Here is a 20,507-nt window from a genome sequence, read left to right as displayed (position 1 = left end):
CGAGTTCTGTCAAAGAGATTGTTGTAGTGACCCATGCTACGAAGCGGTCTTTCTTGACCAAGGTTGGGACGGTCTACTACTATTTCTAAGATACAAGGTTGGGTGAAGCGGAGCGCAACCCAACATATATCAGAATGTTGGGTTACGCAAAGCCTCCACCCAACCTACAATTTTTTGCAACTAAGTAAATGAGTTTGTTTGAAAATAACCTGTCACTGTTTAAGTAACTAAGTTACGACTTACGCAAAACTACACACAGTAGGGGCAATTCATGAATTGCCCCTACCTGAGAATCAGGGTTTTGACTATTGTGTCCTAATAAGTGTAAATAAATTCAAGTTTGTAGTAATGGCTGTAGTCCTGATAAACCTTTCTATGAATGATTCATTGCTTACTACAAACTAGGATTTTATTATATTTTTAATTATGATGCTGATAAATATCAATAAGCTTGATCAAGATATAAGACTCATATTTGATTTTTGAAAAAACCCCGTACAACTCAAAAAGCCTTCTTTCCTCTTGCCTCTTGCCTCTTGCCTATTGCCTACCCACGTAAATATGGCTACGCCACGCTGTGCGAACAAAAATCAAAGCAGATTAATATATACTGTGTAAGGATTGTATCTCCATAGTATTTGTTTAGATAGATACTTTTTTATTTAACAATAAAGTGCATCTTTAGTTAGAGGTTTCATACAACAGTTTAGTGATGTACTTGAGGCAAGTGTAAGGAGTAGCTGATGAGGAGTGATGAGAAGAAATTTTCTTCACTCCTCATGTTCTTAAATATATGGTAACTTAAAGCTTCCTTTAAGATTAGGCAAGTCAGAAAACCTGCTGCGCCTAGACTCACCTTAAAAAGGCTTCCTCTAGTTCCTTTCTTTTTAAGGAAGGTTAGGGAGAATAAAGTCTTAACCCAAGGATATTACTTTATGATGAATAGTCTTTCAGATTTCCTTTTTGATGCTCTAAATATTTATTCTTTAATTCCTCTGGAATAGGAATAGGACGACTATTTTGTAAACTGACAAAAGCACCCTTTTGACTAGCTACTGCTGCTAACTCATTATTAGATAAAATTTCAGCTTGTACAGTCCACTTCAATCGTCCTAAATTACTTAGCCATAAACGTCCAATTACTTGGTCAATAATTTTTATCGGACGTTTATATTCAATTTCAGTTCCAGCTAGAACAGGTGCATATCCTCGATCAATTTGTTGATTGAGGTGCCAATGTTCATCTAAAAACTTTAAACGTAAATCCTCTAACCATCTGATATATACAATATTGCTTACGATTCCCATAAAGTCAATGTCGTATGTTCTTACAGGAATTTCTAATACTACTTCTAATGGTCTGGGCAAACTGTTATTTACTAGCATTATTTCTCTTGATATTTTAAAACCGATCGGTCTGTAAAATTAGAAAAAATTTTACTTTTTTCAAGTAGTGGGTAATTATTGCCTAATAACCCATTACTCACAATAATTTCAAACTTCTACTTTGTAGTTTAAGGTTAACTCGTCGCCAGGTAAACCTCTAATACCCCAGTTCGATTTGGGCGTTTCAAAAATTGTGATTTCAATATCGTATATAGGAATATTGAATTTTTCATTGATATTTTTAATTAGCAGGCGAATCAACTCTTTTTTTGTTTCCACTGAGCGTCCCTCAAACATACTAATTTCGATAACCAGATAATTGTTTGTTCTATCAGATGGATAGTAAAAATCTGATTTATCCAGTGGGAAAAATCGGTGAAATCTTTTTTCAGGGGTAATCTGTAAAACCTCTATGAGGGAGGTATGGATTACATTTGATAGCTCCGTTTTAATAGGATTTAATTTGTCTGCTAAAGAATATACTTTGATTTGTACCATACATTTAAAGGTGAGTTTCTAAGTATTGATTCAAGTAATTAATTACCCTGTGCATGTGAATTGAATCTCCATAAAGCTTACTCATCATTATGGCCCCTTCCAACGTTGCAATCATAACGGTGGCAATTTCATCAGCACTTACTTCAGAGCGAATTTCACCCTTGGCAATTCCCGTTTCAATAATTCGACGAATTAGATGCAGCCAAGAATTCATCGCTTCTTGAGCGCGTTCCCGCAACGCCGGATGAGCATCATCGCTTTCCACAGCAGTATTCAGCAGTGGACATCCTCCTTTGATAGGTGGATTTTCTGCGAAGCTACTAAATACCCCAATGATTGCTTGCAGACGTTCTACTGCATGGCGTTTGCTTCGCAATGCAAATCTAGTATGCTGTTTAATGCGAGCGATCGCAAAATCAAAAGCCTGTAATGCGAGATCGTCTTTGCCTTGAAAGTGGTTGTAAATTCCTCCTTTTTGCAATCCAGTAACACGCATAATGTCTGACATTGATGAGCCTGCATACCCCTGTTGGTTAAACAGTTCGGCTGCTTGATGGAGAATTCTACTTTTTGTTTCTTCGCCTTTGGACATTACAGCGATTTATTAGAGTAGGGAGTCGTATAGTTTATTGAATTAAAAATTACAGACCATTTGGTCTGTTTATTTTTATCATTATACATGCTTGTGAGTCAAGTGTTTTTTGTAGTCCAGACAACGCAGACTTCATTCGGTTATAAACGCCCTTAGTTTTGATGCTACCTCTACTCTAGGTAATGATATGTTTTGGCATCAACACGCGATACTTATTCTTAAAACCCCACTTCCATTCCTCTCCCCGAAACGGAGAGAGGCTTTGATTATTGCTCCCCTTCCCTTGTAGGGCTATCCATTAGTCACATCTTTCTTTACAATCTTGAAACGCTTATTTTGTAGGCATCTTAAACACTGAGGTGTAAGGCATACTTGACAAGTTACCTTCTAATCTTCTCGCTAAAAGTAGGTTTTTATTGAGAATTGATGACGAACGAATCAGGGTTGTAAAAAACGTGAGTGAATACTCTCGCAAATGTTGAGAAAGATCCGGGTAATGGATAGTGTAGGGAAGGGGTTGGGGGTTAGGTCGTTATCAACAGAAATTTCAGCAGCAATATTGGCGATTTGAGCTTTGCCAAACAGGATTTTGACGGGGTTGTGAAAAACAAAATTTCCATGAGTCATTAGACTTGCGGTGTATTATCCAGAGAATATAGCGATATACAAAACGAATACGCTGGACGTTTGATCGTGTTTACAAGTAAAATACGGTAAGTACATAGCTTTACCGGCTTTTACATGTAAAACCGCAGAAAAACCAGTAAGAAGTTGATTTAGTAAAACAACTGACCCATAAGCAGTTATAACAGTCTGTTTCAGCTAAATGTCAGTTGTCATACTTCTAAAAACTTTCAGACAGGTTTTTAAGTTGTCTAGTAATCCTCTGCCCTAATTTTTAGCTAGATAAACCTTTCTTTGTGTCACTCATCCTTTGAGAAACACAATAATTTGCCATGACTAGCTCTATCACTGGGCTGTAATTCGGCTGAGTTATTGCTCTCTAGTAGTGAAGTTCTAGCTGACTTTCTCAAACCCCCAAAGGTATGCACTATTTATCACTACCATTCTTAAGCTTCTTCGTTGGCATCATAGTTGGTTTGACGGGAATTGGCGGAGCCTCTCTCATTACCCCAATGTTGATTTTTGTTTTTCAGGTTCCGCCTTCCATCGCAGTGAGTTCTGATGTTGTAGCTGCCACATTGATGAAGATTGTTGGTAGCGTCAAGCATTGGGAACAGAAAACTCTGGATACAGAAGTTGTCAAATGGCTGGCATTCGGAAGTGTTCCAGGCTCACTGTTTGGGGTGGGAATTTTGCACATTCTTAAACGTACAGGTGAGTATAATCTGGATAACATCTTGCTCCGTTTGCTTGGTGTGATGATTTTGCTCGTCACAGCATTAGCACTAGTGCAATTGTTGTTATTGACTTTTTTACCCAAATTCAATTTACCCGAACTACCAAAGTTAGACTTAGAAACTAACTTTGGCCGCTTCCTAACCATCACTTTAGGGGCCATTTTAGGCTGTTTGGTTGGTCTAACTAGCGTCTCATCAGGTTCAATGTTTGCCCTAGTGCTGATTGGGTTTTTCCGTTTAGATGCACGGAAGCTAGTGGGTACTGATATCTCACACGCAGCAATTTTACTGCTGTTTACAGCCCTTGGTCATCTCAGCCTGGGAACGGTTGATTGGAATTTGGTAATACCTATCTGGCTAGGCTCTGTACCAGGAGTTCTACTAGGTGCTAAAATCTGCCAAGTAGCTCCCCAGCGTCCACTACGGTTTATTATTTACGCCATTTTGATGATGGTAAGTTGGAAATTAGTTCATCAAGTCTAACCAAATTGAGATTTTAGATTCCAAATCCAGCATTCAACATCCAACATTGATTAACTTCTTACCCAAAGAGTAGAGTGAAGGTACCGCGCTCATACATAATGAACAGACCCAAGCCGATTAACACAAAAGGTACAGCAGCTTTACCGTAGCGACTTAAAATATAAGCAATGGTAGGTTGACGACTTAAAAAATAAGCGATCGCACACCAAACCCCTACCATGATAAAAAATATACCTAAAATTACTCCCAAACTGGCAAGATCCTGACCAGCGAACAAAGGGATATATATACTAATATTGTCACCACCATTAGCGATCGTTACTGCTGCCACTTTATAGGTTTGGGGGTGCAAAACACTCAAAATAAAAGACAATACCGGGTTAGTAGGCGTAGGTTGATTAAAATCACTACTGACTGTCTGAACTGTTATAGTTTCTTCTTTTCTATATATTAATTGTTGAATACCAATAGCAATTGGTAGCAGTCCTAGCAATCCTATCCATTCTCGCTGTACGACCAATCCCCCAAAAAATCCTGGTAAACTAGCGATGATAATGGCTGAAAAACCCAGATATTGACCGAGTAAGATATGCCGCCGCCGAAAATTAACATCTATCTGTGAAAAAAATATTAACAAGATAATGATGTCATCTATGTTAGTGGCGATGAAGGCAATTATCCCTTCACTGAAGACTGTCCCTAACTTACTCATGCTGGATTTTTAGAACCTACGATTTTTCACCACACCAAATTAACATTTCAAGTAATTGAACTACACTACTTTTTAATACCCATTCCCTATCTTATCAGTCTCAAGACCTGAAAACTGCTGTAAAATATGAACGAATTAGTTACTGCAATTACTACAGGGGCAATTGCGTTCATTGCCACTAATATTGATGATATTGTCATTTTATTATTGTTTTTTTCTCAAATAAATACTAGCCTTCGTCCTCGGCATATAGTTGCTGGTCAATTTCTAGGTTTTACAGTTCTGCTAATCCTTAGTCTTCCTGGTTTATTTGGTGGGTTAGTATTATCCAAAAACTGGATTGGATTACTTGGTTTATTACCAATGTCCATAGGTATCAGTAGTTTGGTGAATCGGGAAGAAGATTCATCAAAAGAAGTTGCTGCTACGACAGAAGAGGCTGAAGCATCAACAATTACAAGTTTTTTTTCTCCTCAAGCTTATAGTGTGGCAGCCGTTACACTTGCCAATGGTAGCGATAACATTAGTGTCTACGTGCCTTTATTTGCTAGCAGCAACCTAGAGAGTTTTGTGGTAATTATTGGATTATTTTTTATATTGTTAGGAATTTGGTGCTATGGGGCATACAAATTAACTCACTACAGAGTAATAGCTGATATATTGACTCGCTATATTAATAATTTTGTGCCTTTTATTCTTATAGGATTAGGCGCTTTTATTGTAATAAAAAGTGAAGCTTTGAGCTTAATAAAGCTAGCTGCTAGTTGTTTCTGTTTGATTATTTTGGTTAAAAATAATGAAAGTGTAGATGAAATTGGCGAAAATTCTAAGTAAGTGGGCGTGAATAATAAAAGGTTTGTAGTGAGGGCTTTAGCCCTATTTTAAGGGCTGTTCGCGTTGGCGTAGCCTCTCGTAGAGAAGCGTTCCCACAGGGTAGCCCTCACTACGAGCCAATTTAATTAATTTTCTATTAGTAAGATAGTTTGACTTATTCTTTCCTACTTACTTAAAATTGTTATACAGAATCAAACTTTACTCAACCACTCATTCTCTTCTGGATCTTTGAATAGTGAGGTGCTGAGGTAGCGTTCGCCAAAGCTAGGCTGGATCATCACGATTAGACGACCTGCATTTTCTGGACGTTGTGCTACTTGAATAGCCGCATATAAAGCAGCGCCAGTAGAAATGCCCGATAACAATCCTTCTTCTTTTGCTAGGCGACGGCTGTAAGCGATCGCTTGCTCATCCGCTACCTGAATCACTTCATCCACTAATTCTGGACGGTAAATTGCTGGGACAAATCCCGCGCCGATACCCTGGATTTTGTGAGGCCCTGATTTCCCACCCGTTAATACCGGACTGCTGCTTGGTTCAACCGCGATCGCTTGAAAACTTGGCTTCCGTCCTTTAATAACTTCTGCAACTCCTGTAATCGTCCCACCAGTACCCACTCCCGCCACTAGAATATCCACCTCTCCATCAGTATCATTCCAGATTTCTTCTGCTGTGGTTTCGGCGTGAACTTTCGGGTTGGCGGGGTTGCGGAACTGCTGCAACATATAAGCATTGGGCGTTTGAGCTAAAATCTGCTCTGCACGACTGATCGCTCCTCGCATCCCTTCTATACCTGGCGTTAACTCTAATTGAGCGCCATAAGCTTTGAGCATTGATCGTCTTTCGTGGCTCATTGTGTCAGGCATCGTTAGAATGAGATGGTACCCCTTAGCGGCCGCCACCATCGCTAGCGCAATTCCTGTATTCCCAGAAGTCGGCTCTACTAAAATAGTTTTTCCGGGGTGAATCAAGCCTGCTTCTTCCGCCGTTTCCACCATACTCGCGCCAATCCGATCTTTCACAGAAGATGCTGGATTCATGCTTTCTAGCTTCACCACAATCCGAGCAACCGCTCCTGAAGCTTGGGGAATTTTGTTTAATTGAACTAGAGGAGTTCGTCCGATTAACTCTGTGATATCTTTCGCTATTCGCATGTCAATACTCCGTCGTGTCTAAATATAATACATCGGGCTTTGCTGGGCGCGAGTCTCTCTTTCCTCGCACAAGTCTTGGAGTGTATAGCGACCCAATACTTCAATTGCGGCAGCGTTAGCTTGCTCCCAAACTTCATAAACCAGAGTCTTTTCTAGAGTCGGAGAGTCAGATGTATCTTTCTCTTTCCGATCACCTTCGACTAAAGTCACAATTTCCAGCAGTGTAATCTGCCAAGGTTCACGAGCTAAAACAAAACCTCCTTTAGAGCCGCGTTGACTCTGCACCACACCAGAACGCCGGAGGTTGGTCAAAATTTGTTCCAAATAGCGTTCAGGTATAGGTTGTTTGGTAGTGATCTCGCTCATGGTTAGAGGAAGTTTTTTTCCATGGTGGCTTGCCAGTTCTAAGAGTGCTAGCAATGCATATTCCACTTTGGAAGACAGATCCAAGAGAGCGTAGTTTTGGCTATTCAAGACTGTACTCAACATACTACGGTGAATTGGGGGACTTATCGCAGTTTATCCGAAATTAATTTTTTCAAAGTGTGGAATGTGATAGTATCCCACTTACTAACCATAAAAACACTATATTCTATCGACTTACCGTAGATTATTATCTTACATAATTCCCATAAATGACTCGATCTTTTTGTGGGAATTATCCTGAGTTTCTGTTTTCAGAGCCTCACTTACCAACGAAAATCTCAACAGAGTATGCTAATAACTGATTTGCGAACCATTTTTGAGCGTGACCCAGCAGCCCGTAACTGGCTAGAAGTATTGTTCTGTTATCCTGGACTCCAAGCCCTAATATTCCATCGATTGGCACACTGGCTCTATAAAATTGGAATTCCCTTCATACCTCGGTTTATCTCTCATATTAGTCGGTTTTTAACCGGGATTGAAATCCATCCTGGGGCATTTATTGGACAGGGAGTGTTTATTGACCACGGTATGGGAGTTGTGATTGGTGAAACTGCGATCGTGGGCGACTATGCCCTGATTTATCAAGGTGTGACTTTAGGCGGGACTGGGAAACAAACCGGCAAACGTCATCCAACTTTAGGCTCCCATGTGGTTGTGGGAGCCGGTGCAAAGGTATTGGGAAATATTCAAATTGGCGATCGCGTCCGTATTGGAGCTGGTTCTGTGGTGCTGCGAGATGTACCCAGTAACACAACTGTAGTTGGGATTCCAGGGCGCGTAACTCGTCAGAACAACTTGTCTACCAATGTTTTGGATCATGATAAAGTCCGCGACGTAGAAGCTGAAGTTATCCGCGCTTTATTTGAACGTGTCAAAGCTCTAGAGAAACAGTTCGAGGAGTTGCAAGATCAATCAAATTTGTCCCCAAATGAGCTTGGCGACGAACAAACATACAACCCTAAGAACAATAAGTCTGATGGGATGATTGAAGATTTTCTTGATGGTGCAGGAATTTAGGGAATGGAGGGGAGAGGTGACAGGTGATAGGGAATTATCTGTACCCTGTAACCTGTACGAATACTTCTCGCTTTGTGCATTTTTAATTCGGAATCGGATTTTGGGTAAAGGGAAAAGGGTAAGGGTTAAAGGTTTTTTCTTTCCCCTTCCCCTTTTCCCCTTAACCGAGAAGTATTGTAACCTGTACCCTATTCCCTTTTTTAAAATACCCATAGGTTCTTATAACCTGATATAAATATAATACTACGGTTAATTTATCGGAGAATAGTGTTATAGTCATGGTATCTTTATATGCAAATTTAACTAACTTAAACAGTAATAATACTAAAGAAATTTTTGCCCGGAGGTCATTTTTACCAGAGCATCCAAACGGACTTTGGAAGATTGAAACGGGTTTTGTCAGGACTTTTACCTATTTGGAAGATGGTACAACCGTCGCTCTGGGATTGTGGGGCCCTGGAGATATTGTTGGTAAGTCTTTGTCAAAATTAGAACCTTATCAGATGGAATGCCTAACTAAAGTAGAGGCGACAGTCTTACCTGTTGAGGAATGGACTCAACTAACAGAAACTCTACTTGCCCATATCCAACAGGCTCAAGAATTGATGGTTATTCGTAGCCATAAAAAAGTTGATACCATGCTAATCAAGCTGCTGGCATGGTTATCTAAAAAGTTTGGTTCGGAAGTTGAGAAGGGACGTTTAATAGATATGCGTCTGACTCACGAAGACTTGGCGGAAATGCTAGGTTCAACTCGTGTGACTATCACTCGTGTTCTTGGACAGTTTGAGCATGAGGGCTTGATTGATCGTCTTTCTCTGCATCGAATTGTAGTCCGAGAAGAAGAGATTTGGTACTACGAAATTTAGCTCAACAAAACCAGCTATCGCCATCTGCATTCGGCTTGCCCACAATTCTAAGATTCAGGGATTCCAAATAAGCCAAACCGTTAGAGATTTGTGGTACTGTTCCTCTTAGTTCAATATCAAAGCACCCTTCTTCGTCTGTATTTGGTTGTAGCATAGCCTTAGTAATATTAACTACCAAGCCGTAAGCAGAAATTAACTGTGAAATCACAGGCGCTTGCAGATAGGATTTGGGAATATATATCCGCAGGCGAATCTGAGTGACTTGGCTTTTGTTAGAAACTGAAGAAACCAGTGATAAGCTGGTTTGGGAATTGGTTTGACGTTTATTTAATGCTGCCATTGGATAGTGACGATTTTATTACTTAGCGTAGGCGTAGCCCGTCGTAGAAATCGCTATAAACGCTAGATAAATCCAGCCAAATAGGTAGCCCCAGTTTTTCTAAATAACTCAGGCTAGAGTAAAGTTGTTTGGTTCTCCCCCACAAATCTAAGTCAAACCAGCCGTCATCTTCTGTATCGGGTTGAAGTGTAGCGCTGGTAATATTTACAGTTAATCCATAACGAGAAACTAACTCAGAAATCACCGGCTCTTTGTAATAAGATTTTAAGACACACAATTGCAAGCGCAATCGATTAGTTTGACCCAGAGAAATCCATTGCTGGAATTGCTCTTGCCATTGATTTGTCAGGAATGCAGAGTCTTTGAGACTCAGTTTGCTAGCTAGATTTGGGAAAGGTAAAAAGTGCTGGTTAGATTGAATGTGGTTAGCGATCGCTAATTCCAGTAGATTCACTCCCAATCCTTGCAAGTAAGATAGGCTATTTGTCAGTTTTTGGGGATTTCCCGAAAGTTCCAAATCAAACCAGCCATCGCTGTCACTATCGGATGTCAGGGATGCTGCTTTGATGTTGACAGTTAAACCATAACGAGACACCAGCCGGGAAATTACAGGTTGCCTGTTATACCTCTGAGGTACGAGAATGCGGCTGTGGACTGAAGCAGGTTCTACAGATTTACACTGAGACATCAAATTAATTCCCAATAGCGATGCCTAGGCAATTTTTTGGTTCGACAGAGAGTCTTGCTGATGCCGCGCCCCTAGAACTCAACTTTGCCTGGTTGAATGTCAGCCTTATAAAAATTTTCATCTTTTTGGCTCTTATTAAACTACGGTAGTCCTATCGATTTAACGCATTTTTGTTATGTAAAGGAGAATCCCACGAAGAATGTAAAAAAGCAATGGGTAAATTCACGTAAAATATGCTGGATTGATGTTAAGCGCGTTGTCTGGCGATCGCATCTTAATAAGGCAACTGCTAGTTTTGGCTTGATGAGGATCGGTGCGATCGCATACGCCTAAAATGTCGATCTGATGGTGCGAGCGATCGCCTTAATCAATATCGTTAATGGTCAATTGCCGAATCAGTCAATACTGTTACAAATACTATGTCTAATGGTTTGAATAGAATTAAATCCCTCTTTGGCTGGTGGGTAAATTCAAATATAGGAGGTTTTTATCTGTAGTGCCGTTCCCCAACATCCTGGAACAAAGCGCCAACGAAATTGCCCCTTATTTAGTTATTCAGCATTTAGAGACTATTAGTGCAACCTGTCATCAATGGTTAGACTCTCTGAGCCTAATACCGCCAGATTATGCTCTGTTATTAGCTACTAAGCAAACTATTTTTGACCTGCTGGTTAATATTCTGAATGTAACAGCACCAGAACCTAGTAATTAAAGTGCGATCGCACTTTTTCAGAGGTGGTTTTTTAGAGCGATCGCTTATGTGGATGTCTGCCACTCAACTCCAGAGATATTGCCAACTCTAGGTTATAGGTTGAAAAATTAGGGAATAGCAATCAAACTACTTTACCAATCGGTTGCTTTAGTATCATCCCAGACTTCTAATTCTAAATCATGGAGATAGGTTAGTCCGCTCTGAATTTGTGCATCTGTTCCTTGTAATTCAAGGTCAAACCAACCATCCCCGACAGCATTAGCTCCCAGAATGGCTGCTGTGATATTCACAGTCAGATTGTAGTCAGACACCAGGCGAGAAATCACAGGTTCCTGGTGATAGTCCTTGGGAATTCTGAGTCGAATCCGTTTATTGGTAGGTGTGTTATTAGACATAATTAGTTAATAGCCGTAGAGGGAAGTGGGGGCAGAGGGGTGGAGGGAAACAAGGATGAATAACCAATGCCCAATGCCCCATGCCCAAAACCTAACTATTCAACATCTTTGATGCGGGTTTTCCGTTCTAAAATCTCTTTCAGCACCAAAGTTACTACTGCTAGCAATGCTAACAATACAGCCGCAGAGAAGGCAGCTTCGGTTTCATACTGTTTGTAAGCATCTTCTACAAACAGTGGTAAGCTCTGGGTTTGGTCAGCAATGTTGCCAGATACCACCGAAACTGCCCCGAATTCGCCCATTGCTCTGGCATTGGTTAAAATTAAACCATAGAGCAAGCCCCAACGGATGCTAGGTAAGGTGACACGCCAAAATATTTGCCAATCTTTCGCACCGAGAGTTCTAGCAGCTTCTTCTTGATCCTTACCAAATTCCTCTAAAACGGGAATCACTTCCCGCGCCACAAAGGGCATACTCACGAAGGCTGTAGCCAGCACCATACCTGGAAAGGCAAAGATTATTTTGATATCATGTGCCTGGAGCCAAGGGCCAAACCACCCATTGCGTCCGTAAAGTAGCACAATCATCAATCCTGCAACTACGGGCGAGATGGAAAAGGGCAGGTCAATAATGCTTAAAACTATGGCGCGTCCAGGAAATTTATGACGAGCGATCGCCCAAGCTGCACATAACCCAAATATTGTATTCAAGGGCAGAGAAATTACAGCCAGCAACAGTGTCAGCCAAGCTGCATGGAGAAAAGCTGGTCGTGTCAGGTTGGATAGAAATGGCCCAACTCCCTTGCTGAAGGCTTGAACAAAAACGTTGATTGCAGGGATGTATTGAACTAAAGCTAAATAAGCGATCGCTATACCAATTAAAACTATTGGCACCCAACTCTTCTGTTCTTTCGGCTTGGCTGTATGTGTATCAGATACAGATGAATGAAAACTTGGCTTATCTAGTGTCATATCTCCTTGCCCATGCTTGTAAGAAATTAATTGCCAATAGCAATACCAACGAAATTGATAGTAAAACTATGCCAATTACTGTTGCACCAGAATAGTCATACTGCTCTAACCGTTGGAAAATCAGTACAGGTGCGATCAAATCTTGATAGGGCGTATTAGAAGAGATAATTACAGTTGACCCATATTCGCCAACCGCACGGGAGAAACCCAAGGCAACACCAGTTAAAATCGTCGGAAATAAAGGTGGCAAAATTACTTTCCAGAAGGTCTGCCATTGAGAAGCGCCCAAACACCAAGAAGCTTCTTCAATTTCATGTTCCATTTCCTGAAGTACGGGTTGCACAGTTCTCACAATAAATGGTAGTGAGATAAATATCATTGCCACCGCTACTCCTGTGCGAGTAAAAGCTACCTTAATTCCCAGTGGTGCTAGTAGCGAACCTATCCAGCCATTATCACTGTAAACAGTTGCTAGGGTTAACCCTGCTACCGAAGTTGGCAGGGCAAAGGGTAAATCTACTGTGGCATCAATCAAGCGTTTGAAGGGAAAGTCGTAGCGCACCAGAACCCAAGCAATTAGGGTACCAAATACGCCATTGAGTAAGGCAGCAAAGAGCGCTGTCACAAAAGTAACGTTGTATGTAGCTAATGCGATGTCACTGGTGGCGATCGCCCAAAATCTCGCCGGAGGTTCCGTACTCGCTTTCAGGAACATGGCAATTATGGGGATAAACAACATCACTGTCAGGTATGCTATGGTGATTCGCCAAGTCCAGGGAACCCGCCGCAATTTCTTCCAGAATGGTGTTTTGCGCTCAACTTCCAAAGAAGAAGATACAGTCGTCATAGTCAAGAATTCAAAATTTAAATTTCACAAGAAGCTTTTTGCCAGTATTCGTAACTGCTAATTCGTAATTCAAAGACATTCCAACAAATTTTAATTTTCGATAAAAAAGTTGCATGGTCATCACTACGAATTACGAATTACGAATTACGAATTACTTAATTACCGTTTATTTTTGGGATTGAATCTTATCAAACACGCCCCCATCTGCAAAGAACTTCTTATCGATTGCTTCCCAACCGCCCAAGTCTGCAACTGTACCCAAAGTTTTCACCTTGGGAAATTTGTCTTTGACTTCCTTCGTTTGAGCTAAACTCTCATCCACAGGACGGAATCCTAATTTGACAAACTCTTGCTGTGCTTCTGGAGTATAGAGGTATTTCACAAAACCTTCAGCAACTTCGCGGTTTCCATGCTTATCGACATTCTTATCTACCACTGCGATCGGATTGTCGATGGATATGTTTACATCGGGAATGACATAATCAACTTTTTCGCCCTTTTGCTGTGCCAAAATCACTTCGTTTTCGTAGTTGATTAAGACATCTCCCTGCCCTTGCTTGGCAAATGTATCAGTAGCTTCCCGTGCATCTTTAGGCAATATTGGTACATTTTTGTACACTTTAGTCACAAATTCAGTAGCTTTAGCCTCATCGCCACCTGTTTTAATCACAGAATCCCATAGCGCTAAGAAATTCCACTTAGCAACACCTGAAGTTTTGGGGTTAGCAGTAATTAGTTTTACACCGTCTTTAGCTAAATCTTGCCAGTTTTTGATGTCTTTAGGATTGCCGGAACGAGTTACTAATGCTGCAACTGATTTGGAGACAATACCGTTGTTGGGAACTTCTTTCTCCCATCCTGGCTGAATCAATCCAGCCTTCTCAATCTTTGAAGTGTCTCCAGCTAGTGCCAAGTGGACGACATCTGCTTCCAAGCCATCGATAACAGCGCGAGTTTGAGAACCAGAGCCGCCATAGCTTTGCTTGAAGACGACAGTTTGGTTATGATCTTTCTTCCACTGTTCTACAAATTTAGGAATAATTGCTTCGTGAGCCGCTTTGGTGACAGCAAAGGAAACCAGAGTTAGTTCAACACTATCTTTGTTTGCAGCCACAGGAGTAGCGCTAGCATTAGGGGTTTCAGAAGAAGTATTCCCAGTTCCTCCACCAGAGCAGGCGGCAAGCGCCACACTCAATACAGTCCCTACTAAAAAGAGTGATACAAAACCTTTAAGCGAATTTAGTCTGAACCGATATGTTCCATGTTCAGCGAGCGCTTGTAATCTTTTCAGTGGGTGTTGCCACAAACTCATTCCATTTCCTCCGCTAAATCTACAGATAACTGATGGGAATACAGTTATATAGTGTTTATCATACCGGATGATTACATCTAACTAGTTGCAAACACCAATAAACCTCACATTCTTCATCAAGAATATGGTGATTCTACCAATTATGTAAGGAATTACAATACTTTTATTTTCAAGTATCAAGTTGCGATTGCAATTCGCTAGCCGATGTATCAAGCAATTTGCTTGGGAATTGAGAATTAGGCATTAATTATTTTTCTCCCTCATTTGAAATAGTAGTCGGATATTTTACGTATCTTCACTACGAGTTTCCCCAGGAAAAATCAAAATTTTTAGTATAAAAAATAGTTGAATTTTGAGAATTAATCTGATAATCTCTTCCTAAAGACAAACAACGGTAATCCGGTCAAATTACCGTTGTTTGATCAAGCAACTACACAACATCCAGCTTCTATGACACATCTGCAAGCCAAAAAGTTACAAGTTTTCCGCCCAGCCAGACAACTATTTCTGCAATTAAAGCCTGCCTCAACTAAAACCTCTGCATTCTTATTAGCAACTGGCTTGAGCTTAAGTGTCCTTATTCCTGCTTATGCTGCGGGGACTGCTAATAAAACTATTTCTATTAACCAGAAGCCTCAATTGATTAGTCAAGGTGGTAAGACAGTTGAAATAACTTTGGTTTCCTACGCAGTCACCAAAGCCGCTTACCAGAAAATCATTCCTGAATTTGTAGCGAAATGGAAACGCGAAAAAGGTCAAGATGTAGTGATTCGGGAAAGCTATGGTGGCTCTGGCTCTCAAACCCGTGCAGTAATTGACGGATTAGAAGCAGATGTTGTAGCCTTGGCGCTGGCATTAGATACCAAAAAAATTGAAAAAGCCGGACTGATTCAACCAGGTTGGGAGAAGGAAGCATCAAATAACTCAATTGTTACCCACTCAGTAGTCGCTCTAGAAACTCGTGAAGGTAATCCGAAAAAGATCCAGAATTGGAGTGATTTAACTAAACCAGGGGTCAAGGTGATTACAGCAAACCCCAAAACTTCAGGAGGTGCGCGGTGGAATTTCCTGGCTTTGTGGGGTGCAATCACCAAAAATGGTGGAAGTGAAGCTCAAGCTCTTAACTATGTTACCCAAGTCTTTCGCAATGTCCCTGTGTTACCTAAAGATGCGCGCGAATCGAGCGATGTCTTTTACAAGAAAGGTCAAGGGGATGTTCTGCTTAACTACGAAAACGAGATTATCTTAGCAGCACAACAAGGAAAAACTTCACCTTCTTATGTGGTTCCGCAGGTGAACATTTCTATAGATGGGCCAGTAGCAGTTGTGGATAAGAATGTTGACAAGCACGGTACCCGCAAGGTTTCAGAAGGTTTCGTAAAGTTTCTTTTTACCCCGGAAGCTCAACGTGAATTTGCCAAAGTTGGTTTTCGACCTGTTAACTCCACTGTAATCAAGGAAGTACAGAATAAATTTCCCAAGATTTCTAAGCTTTACAACGTTCAGAGTTTGGGAGGCTGGGATACTGTTCAGAAGAAGTTTTTCGATGACGGCGCAATCTTCGACAAAATACAAAGTGGACAACGCTAACATAGTCTTTTTGAACTAGATTTAGAGAGGCGTGATATTGCCCTTTAGCGGCAAAAACTTGGATTAAAAAAGCGATCGCTCTTTCCCAACAAAGACAAAAGTGCGATCGCTATTTATATTTATGTCGTAATTATGTCGTGGCAGACATCCCGCCCACCTAAAATCTAAATATCCTGTTCGCTCAATTCGCGTGTGATGTGATCAAATGGTTCATCCACAAAAGCAGTATTAACCACACCTGCTGCTGCTACTTGCTCCTTAATCAGATCCTTGAGAATCTGGATACCGCGAACCGTAGGCCCAATAGGCACGCCTAGAGAATTGTAAGTTTCCCGTAGCCCTTGTAGCACTCGTTCATCCAATACATTTGTGTTCCCAGCAACTAGCGCATAGGTAGCGTAGCGCAAGTAGTAATCAAGGTCGCGCAGACAAGCTGCATAACGACGAGTTGTATAGGAATTTCCACCGGGACGAATCAATTCTGGCAGTTCTTCATATAACTTCAAACCCGCCTGCTTGACAAGTGCAGCCGCATTAGAATTAATCGCTGCCGCCGCTTGGACTCGCACTGTACCACTGTCAAAGTAAGACTTTAGGCTATCGATCGCATTCCGGTCAAAATACCGACCAGCTAAGTCATAATTCTTAATTAAACTTGTTACCGCATCGCGCATTCTTTTTTCTCCCAATCCTTGCTATTTATGGTTTGATATTTATTTGGCTGCACTTACGCACCAGTAAATTTTTGTGCTATTTAAAATAGATTCGGCACAAAAACAATCTATCCACTATTTAAGGATTCTATGCCAAAGTTGACCCCTATATGATGAACTTTCCAGTTTTGTACAGATGAGCGCTGAAAGGTTAATATAACCTGATAATCCAGATATCTGTAACATAAACTACAAAATCAGCTAATGTCTACTATTTAAGATATTTCTGGTGTGTCACGGTCTGATTGAGATCAGCAGGGTTAGGATGCAATGTAAGATTCTGGTTGACTTTAGGAAATTGGTAGAGAAGGAGTAACAATGACTACACCACAAGAACTCTTGAAGAGAATTCAAGATGAAAAAATTCAACTGATTGATCTCAAATTCATCGACACAGTAGGGACTTGGCAGCACCTCACACTGTACCAAAACCAAATCGATGAGACTGCGTTCACTGATGGCGTAGCCTTTGACGGTTCCAGCATTCGGGGTTGGAAAGCGATCAACGAATCGGACATGACGATGGTACTCGACCCCAACACTGCTTGGATCGACCCATTCATGGAAGTGCCAACACTAAGTATAATTTGTAGTATTAAAGACCCCCGCACGGGTGAACCATACAACCGTTGCCCACGGGTTATTGCCCAAAAAGCAATAGATTACTTGGTTGCCAGTGGCATTGGTGATACAGCCTTCTTTGGCCCTGAAGCTGAGTTCTTTATCTTTGATAGTGCTAGGTTTGCCCAAACTGCTAACGAAGGCTATTACTTCTTAGACTCCGAAGAAGGTGCTTGGAATTCTGGTAAAGCCGGTACAGATGCAAAACCCAACTTGGGTTACAAACCACGCTTCAAAGAAGGTTACTTCCCAGTCGCACCGACGGATTCTTTCCAAGACATCCGTACAGAGATGCTGTTGACAATGGCAGAATTAGGTGTGCCCATTGAAAAGCATCACCACGAAGTTGCTACTGGTGGTCAGTGCGAACTAGGTTTCAAGTTTGGGAAGTTGATCGAAGCGGCTGACTGGTTGATGATTTACAAATATGTCATCAAGAACGTTGCCAATAAATACGGCAAAACTGTCACCTTCATGCCAAAACCGATTTTTGGCGATAACGGTTCGGGAATGCACTGTCACCAGTCTATCTGGAGAGACGGCCAACCTCTGTTTGCAGGTGATAAGTATGCTGGTTTGAGTGATATGGCGTTGTACTACATTGGTGGTCTTCTCAAACACGCACCAGCGCTGTTAGCAATTACCAACCCCAGTACCAACTCATACAAGCGCCTAGTACCTGGTTATGAAGCTCCTGTAAACTTGGCTTATTCTGAAGGGAACCGTTCTGCTTCTATCCGTATTCCTCTATCTGGTAAAAACCCCAAAGCCAAGCGTTTAGAATTCCGTTGTCCAGATGCTACATCTAACCCCTACTTGGCATTTGCTGCAATGCTTTGTGCTGGTATCGACGGCATCAAGAACAAAATACATCCTGGTGAACCCTTAGATAAGAATATCTATGAACTCTCTCCAGAAGAGCTTGCAAAGGTTCCCTCAACTCCAAGTTCTTTAGAACTGGCATTGCAAGCACTAGAAAACGACCACGCTTTCTTGACAGAATCAGGCGTATTCACGGAAGACTTTATCGAAAATTGGATTGACTACAAGCTTAACGAAGCCAAGCAGTTACAGCTACGTCCTCATCCCTATGAGTTTTACCTCTACTACGATGCTTAATTAATTAAATTAAGAATCGTATCTAACTAAAATTAATAAGTTTAGCCACCCTAGAGTACAGGGTGGCTTTTTTTTCCAGAATTGCCAGTTGAGATATTCACTCAAAAAATCTAGCTTCAAACTCTTGAAACTTAACTCATGGAAGCGTGGCTTGGGCCATAAATCATCCGACTACTAGCATCTACCTTGCCTTGAATTGGGTTCCAGTAGTGAGATACTTCTTCAGGAAGACCAAGTTCTTGTGCAGCCCGCATCAGCATTGATTGTTGGCGATTCTTGACTTGCTGATGTTCACGCACCATCAACGCACGAGATTTATCTGCGATAGACATAACCATAGTCCTCTCTATTTTGTGAATATATAATTTTTGTTTTCCTACAAGACTAATATAACAAAAATTCTGTAACATAAGCTACTTTTTACATAACTTTATGTTTTGTTTTGCTGACAATCTTAGCCATTTGTCCCCAAAGCTGGAAAAATCTTCCTAAATCTATCTCTGATGGCTAAAATCATCTGGCTTCAGGTTTGTCTTGCCTGGGAGCTTTTACTTTTCCAACAGTAGGTAATTTTTTCGTTACAATTATTTACATAGAAGCAATCAAAACTTAAGCTATTTTTATGCCTGAGAGTTTAACTAAGCTGACTTATCAGACCTTTCAGCAGGGTAAAAATTACTTTGGTCTGGCTCACAAGATATTAAGTTCACAGTTGAGGAACTTGGTGTATCCGACACTTCAACAAAAGACCAAACCCATCCCAAATGAGCTTTTAGTCAAGCTTCAACAGAGATTGAACCAGCTGCTCGAAACAGACTGGCAAGATGCCCAAAAAGGTGTCTATCCGGAAAGTTTATTGTTTGATAACCCCTGGCAAGACTTTTTTTCCTACTATCCTCTAGTGTGGCTAGATTCTCCTCAAATCTGGAAGCGGGTTAAACAACAAAATTATCAAGATTTTTCGCCCGAAATTGACACAGATGGTTATCCCAGCTACTACGTGCAGAACTTCCATCACCAAAGCAATGGCTATTTAAGTGACTTGTCAGCCAATTTATATGACTTACAAGTAGAAATTCTTTTTGGTGGGGCAGCTGATGCGATGCGGCGGCGAATTCTTGCTCCTCTCAAGCAAGGGCTGAAAGCTTTTGATTCGTTTACACCAAAGCAAGTCCGTATTTTGGATGTAGCTTGTGGAACTGGGCGGACTTTAAAGTTAATTCGGGCAGCCTTGCCTCAAGCATCTCTGTTTGGCACAGATTTGTCACCAGCTTATTTGCGGAAAGCAAATGAACTACTATCGCAAATCCCAGGAGAACTACCGCAACTTTTGCAAGGGAATGCCGAAGAGTTACCTTATGTAGATGATTATTTTCATGCTGTAACTTCTGTTTTTCTCTTTCATGAGTTACCAGCATCTGTACGTCAGACAGTTATTGAGCAATGCTTCCGGGTGACAAAACCAGGCGGAGTCTTTATTCTCTGTGACTCCATTCAGTTGAGTGATTCACCTGAGTTGGAACATATAATGGATTCTTTTCCCGAAACTTTCCATGAACCCTATTACAGGCATTACACCACTGATAACTTGCTAGAACGTTTACAGAGAGTAGGCTTTGAGAATATTGAGATACAAGACCATTTTATGAGCAAGTATTTAATTGCTCATAAGCCAGCTTGAAACAATACCTTTTCATTGCCTTTTCTTTAAGGAAACTTTACCTAAAAAGGACAGATGCAAAATTTTGCATCTGTCATTGGGTGTAGAATAATTAAGATGAGTGAGATTATCTAGCAAATTCTTCTTAATATTTATTTCGTTGAACACCATCTACGAGGAGAACGAACCAGGGTGCAAGAGTAGCTC

Annotated in this window: 23 protein-coding genes; 9 read left to right on the top strand and 14 right to left on the bottom strand. The window is 41.0% G+C overall.

Annotated features, from left to right (window positions below):
- Positions 1-933 precede the first annotated feature (933 nt).
- From H6G86_RS20875 to H6G86_RS20865, 3 genes are all read right to left on the bottom strand, one after another.
- Positions 934-1,386, bottom strand: coding sequence for an acyl-CoA thioesterase (locus H6G86_RS20875; protein WP_190935915.1), 453 nt, complete (start codon positions 1,384-1,386; stop codon positions 934-936).
- A gap of 108 nt (positions 1,387-1,494) precedes the next feature.
- On the bottom strand, positions 1,495-1,884 hold the full coding sequence (locus H6G86_RS20870; RefSeq protein ID WP_190935914.1) for a tautomerase family protein: 390 nt from the start codon (positions 1,882-1,884) through the stop codon (positions 1,495-1,497).
- Between the two features lie 4 nt (positions 1,885-1,888).
- Entirely contained in the window at positions 1,889-2,476 is a 588-nt protein-coding gene (locus H6G86_RS20865; protein ID WP_190935913.1) for a TetR family transcriptional regulator C-terminal domain-containing protein, read from the bottom strand.
- Positions 2,477-3,522: 1,046 nt separating this feature from the next.
- Here H6G86_RS20865 and H6G86_RS20860 point away from each other — a divergent pair.
- The gene (locus H6G86_RS20860; protein WP_190935912.1) at positions 3,523-4,320 is read left to right on the top strand and encodes a sulfite exporter TauE/SafE family protein; all 798 of its coding nucleotides are present in this window, start codon (positions 3,523-3,525) and stop codon (positions 4,318-4,320) included.
- Positions 4,321-4,378: 58 nt separating this feature from the next.
- Here H6G86_RS20860 and H6G86_RS20855 read toward each other — a convergent pair whose 3' ends face one another.
- Complete coding sequence (locus tag H6G86_RS20855; RefSeq protein WP_190935911.1) at positions 4,379-5,032, bottom strand: cadmium resistance transporter; 654 nt, start codon at positions 5,030-5,032, stop codon at positions 4,379-4,381.
- A 126-nt stretch (positions 5,033-5,158) separates the two neighbouring features.
- Between H6G86_RS20855 and H6G86_RS20850 the strand changes: the two genes are divergently transcribed.
- Complete coding sequence (locus H6G86_RS20850) at positions 5,159-5,866, top strand: cadmium resistance transporter (protein ID WP_190935910.1); 708 nt, start codon at positions 5,159-5,161, stop codon at positions 5,864-5,866.
- A gap of 191 nt (positions 5,867-6,057) precedes the next feature.
- Here the strand turns inward: H6G86_RS20850 and cysK are convergent, their stop codons facing one another.
- Both cysK and H6G86_RS20840 read right to left on the bottom strand, forming a co-directional pair.
- On the bottom strand, positions 6,058-7,020 hold the full coding sequence (gene cysK, locus H6G86_RS20845; RefSeq protein ID WP_190935909.1) for a cysteine synthase A: 963 nt from the start codon (positions 7,018-7,020) through the stop codon (positions 6,058-6,060).
- Between the two features lie 18 nt (positions 7,021-7,038).
- The gene (locus H6G86_RS20840; RefSeq protein WP_190935908.1) at positions 7,039-7,509 is read right to left on the bottom strand and encodes an RrF2 family transcriptional regulator; all 471 of its coding nucleotides are present in this window, start codon (positions 7,507-7,509) and stop codon (positions 7,039-7,041) included.
- 225 nt (positions 7,510-7,734) lie between these two features.
- Here H6G86_RS20840 and cysE point away from each other — a divergent pair, with 225 nt between their 5' ends.
- A complete protein-coding gene (gene cysE / locus H6G86_RS20835; protein WP_242064895.1) occupies positions 7,735-8,463 on the top strand; it encodes a serine O-acetyltransferase in 729 nt (242 codons plus the stop codon).
- A 278-nt stretch (positions 8,464-8,741) separates the two neighbouring features.
- Positions 8,742-9,332: a Crp/Fnr family transcriptional regulator gene (locus H6G86_RS20830; RefSeq protein ID WP_190935906.1), complete on the top strand. Its 591-nt coding sequence runs from the start codon at positions 8,742-8,744 to the stop codon at positions 9,330-9,332.
- A 1-nt stretch (position 9,333) separates the two neighbouring features.
- Here the strand turns inward: H6G86_RS20830 and H6G86_RS20825 are convergent, their stop codons facing one another.
- Together H6G86_RS20825 and H6G86_RS20820 are read right to left on the bottom strand one after the other, a co-directional pair.
- Positions 9,334-9,672, bottom strand: coding sequence for an NIL domain-containing protein (locus tag H6G86_RS20825; protein ID WP_190935905.1), 339 nt, complete (start codon positions 9,670-9,672; stop codon positions 9,334-9,336).
- A gap of 22 nt (positions 9,673-9,694) precedes the next feature.
- Positions 9,695-10,360 (bottom strand): NIL domain-containing protein, encoded by a 666-nt coding sequence (locus H6G86_RS20820; RefSeq protein WP_190935904.1) that lies wholly within the window; start codon positions 10,358-10,360, stop codon positions 9,695-9,697.
- Positions 10,361-10,380: 20 nt separating this feature from the next.
- Between H6G86_RS20820 and H6G86_RS39605 the strand changes: the two genes are divergently transcribed.
- Both H6G86_RS39605 and H6G86_RS20815 read left to right on the top strand, forming a co-directional pair.
- Positions 10,381-10,509, top strand: a complete 129-nt coding sequence (locus H6G86_RS39605; protein ID WP_277883652.1) for a hypothetical protein — start codon at positions 10,381-10,383, stop codon at positions 10,507-10,509.
- 311 nt (positions 10,510-10,820) lie between these two features.
- Positions 10,821-11,072: a hypothetical protein gene (locus H6G86_RS20815; RefSeq protein WP_190935903.1), complete on the top strand. Its 252-nt coding sequence runs from the start codon at positions 10,821-10,823 to the stop codon at positions 11,070-11,072.
- A gap of 131 nt (positions 11,073-11,203) precedes the next feature.
- Here H6G86_RS20815 and H6G86_RS20810 read toward each other — a convergent pair whose 3' ends face one another.
- From H6G86_RS20810 to H6G86_RS20795, 4 genes are all read right to left on the bottom strand, one after another.
- Positions 11,204-11,470 carry an NIL domain-containing protein gene (locus H6G86_RS20810; RefSeq protein WP_185586513.1) on the bottom strand — a complete coding sequence of 89 codons (267 nt, stop codon included), beginning with the start codon at positions 11,468-11,470 and terminating at the stop codon, positions 11,204-11,206.
- Positions 11,471-11,562: 92 nt separating this feature from the next.
- Positions 11,563-12,438, bottom strand: a complete 876-nt coding sequence (cysW, locus tag H6G86_RS20805; protein WP_190935902.1) for a sulfate ABC transporter permease subunit CysW — start codon at positions 12,436-12,438, stop codon at positions 11,563-11,565.
- The gene (cysT, locus tag H6G86_RS20800; protein ID WP_190935901.1) at positions 12,425-13,285 is read right to left on the bottom strand and encodes a sulfate ABC transporter permease subunit CysT; all 861 of its coding nucleotides are present in this window, start codon (positions 13,283-13,285) and stop codon (positions 12,425-12,427) included. Before cysT ends, cysW begins: the two co-directional genes overlap by 14 nt.
- Before the next feature lie 166 nt (positions 13,286-13,451).
- Positions 13,452-14,597 carry a sulfate ABC transporter substrate-binding protein gene (locus tag H6G86_RS20795; RefSeq protein ID WP_190935900.1) on the bottom strand — a complete coding sequence of 382 codons (1,146 nt, stop codon included), beginning with the start codon at positions 14,595-14,597 and terminating at the stop codon, positions 13,452-13,454.
- 450 nt (positions 14,598-15,047) lie between these two features.
- On the opposite strand from H6G86_RS20795, the gene H6G86_RS20790 reads away from it, so the two are divergent.
- Positions 15,048-16,187: a sulfate ABC transporter substrate-binding protein gene (locus tag H6G86_RS20790; RefSeq protein WP_179075549.1), complete on the top strand. Its 1,140-nt coding sequence runs from the start codon at positions 15,048-15,050 to the stop codon at positions 16,185-16,187.
- 164 nt (positions 16,188-16,351) lie between these two features.
- On the opposite strand, the gene apcB is transcribed toward H6G86_RS20790, so the two are convergent.
- The gene (gene apcB / locus H6G86_RS20785; protein ID WP_012411651.1) at positions 16,352-16,861 is read right to left on the bottom strand and encodes an allophycocyanin subunit beta; all 510 of its coding nucleotides are present in this window, start codon (positions 16,859-16,861) and stop codon (positions 16,352-16,354) included.
- A 357-nt stretch (positions 16,862-17,218) separates the two neighbouring features.
- On the opposite strand from apcB, the gene glnA reads away from it, so the two are divergent.
- On the top strand, positions 17,219-18,640 hold the full coding sequence (gene glnA / locus H6G86_RS20780; RefSeq protein WP_190935899.1) for a type I glutamate--ammonia ligase: 1,422 nt from the start codon (positions 17,219-17,221) through the stop codon (positions 18,638-18,640).
- Positions 18,641-18,771: 131 nt separating this feature from the next.
- Here glnA and gifA read toward each other — a convergent pair whose 3' ends face one another.
- On the bottom strand, positions 18,772-18,972 hold the full coding sequence (gifA, locus tag H6G86_RS20775; protein WP_012411649.1) for a glutamine synthetase inactivation factor IF7A: 201 nt from the start codon (positions 18,970-18,972) through the stop codon (positions 18,772-18,774).
- Between the two features lie 290 nt (positions 18,973-19,262).
- On the opposite strand from gifA, the gene H6G86_RS20770 reads away from it, so the two are divergent.
- Complete coding sequence (locus H6G86_RS20770) at positions 19,263-20,321, top strand: class I SAM-dependent methyltransferase (RefSeq protein WP_190935898.1); 1,059 nt, start codon at positions 19,263-19,265, stop codon at positions 20,319-20,321.
- Positions 20,322-20,507: the final 186 nt, after the last annotated feature.

The organism is Nostoc sp. FACHB-133 (genome assembly GCF_014698055.1).
Classification (GTDB): Bacteria; Cyanobacteriota; Cyanobacteriia; order Cyanobacteriales; family Nostocaceae; genus Nostoc.
Note: the sequence above shows the minus strand (reverse complement) of the source record. Positions and strands in the feature narration are given on the sequence as shown.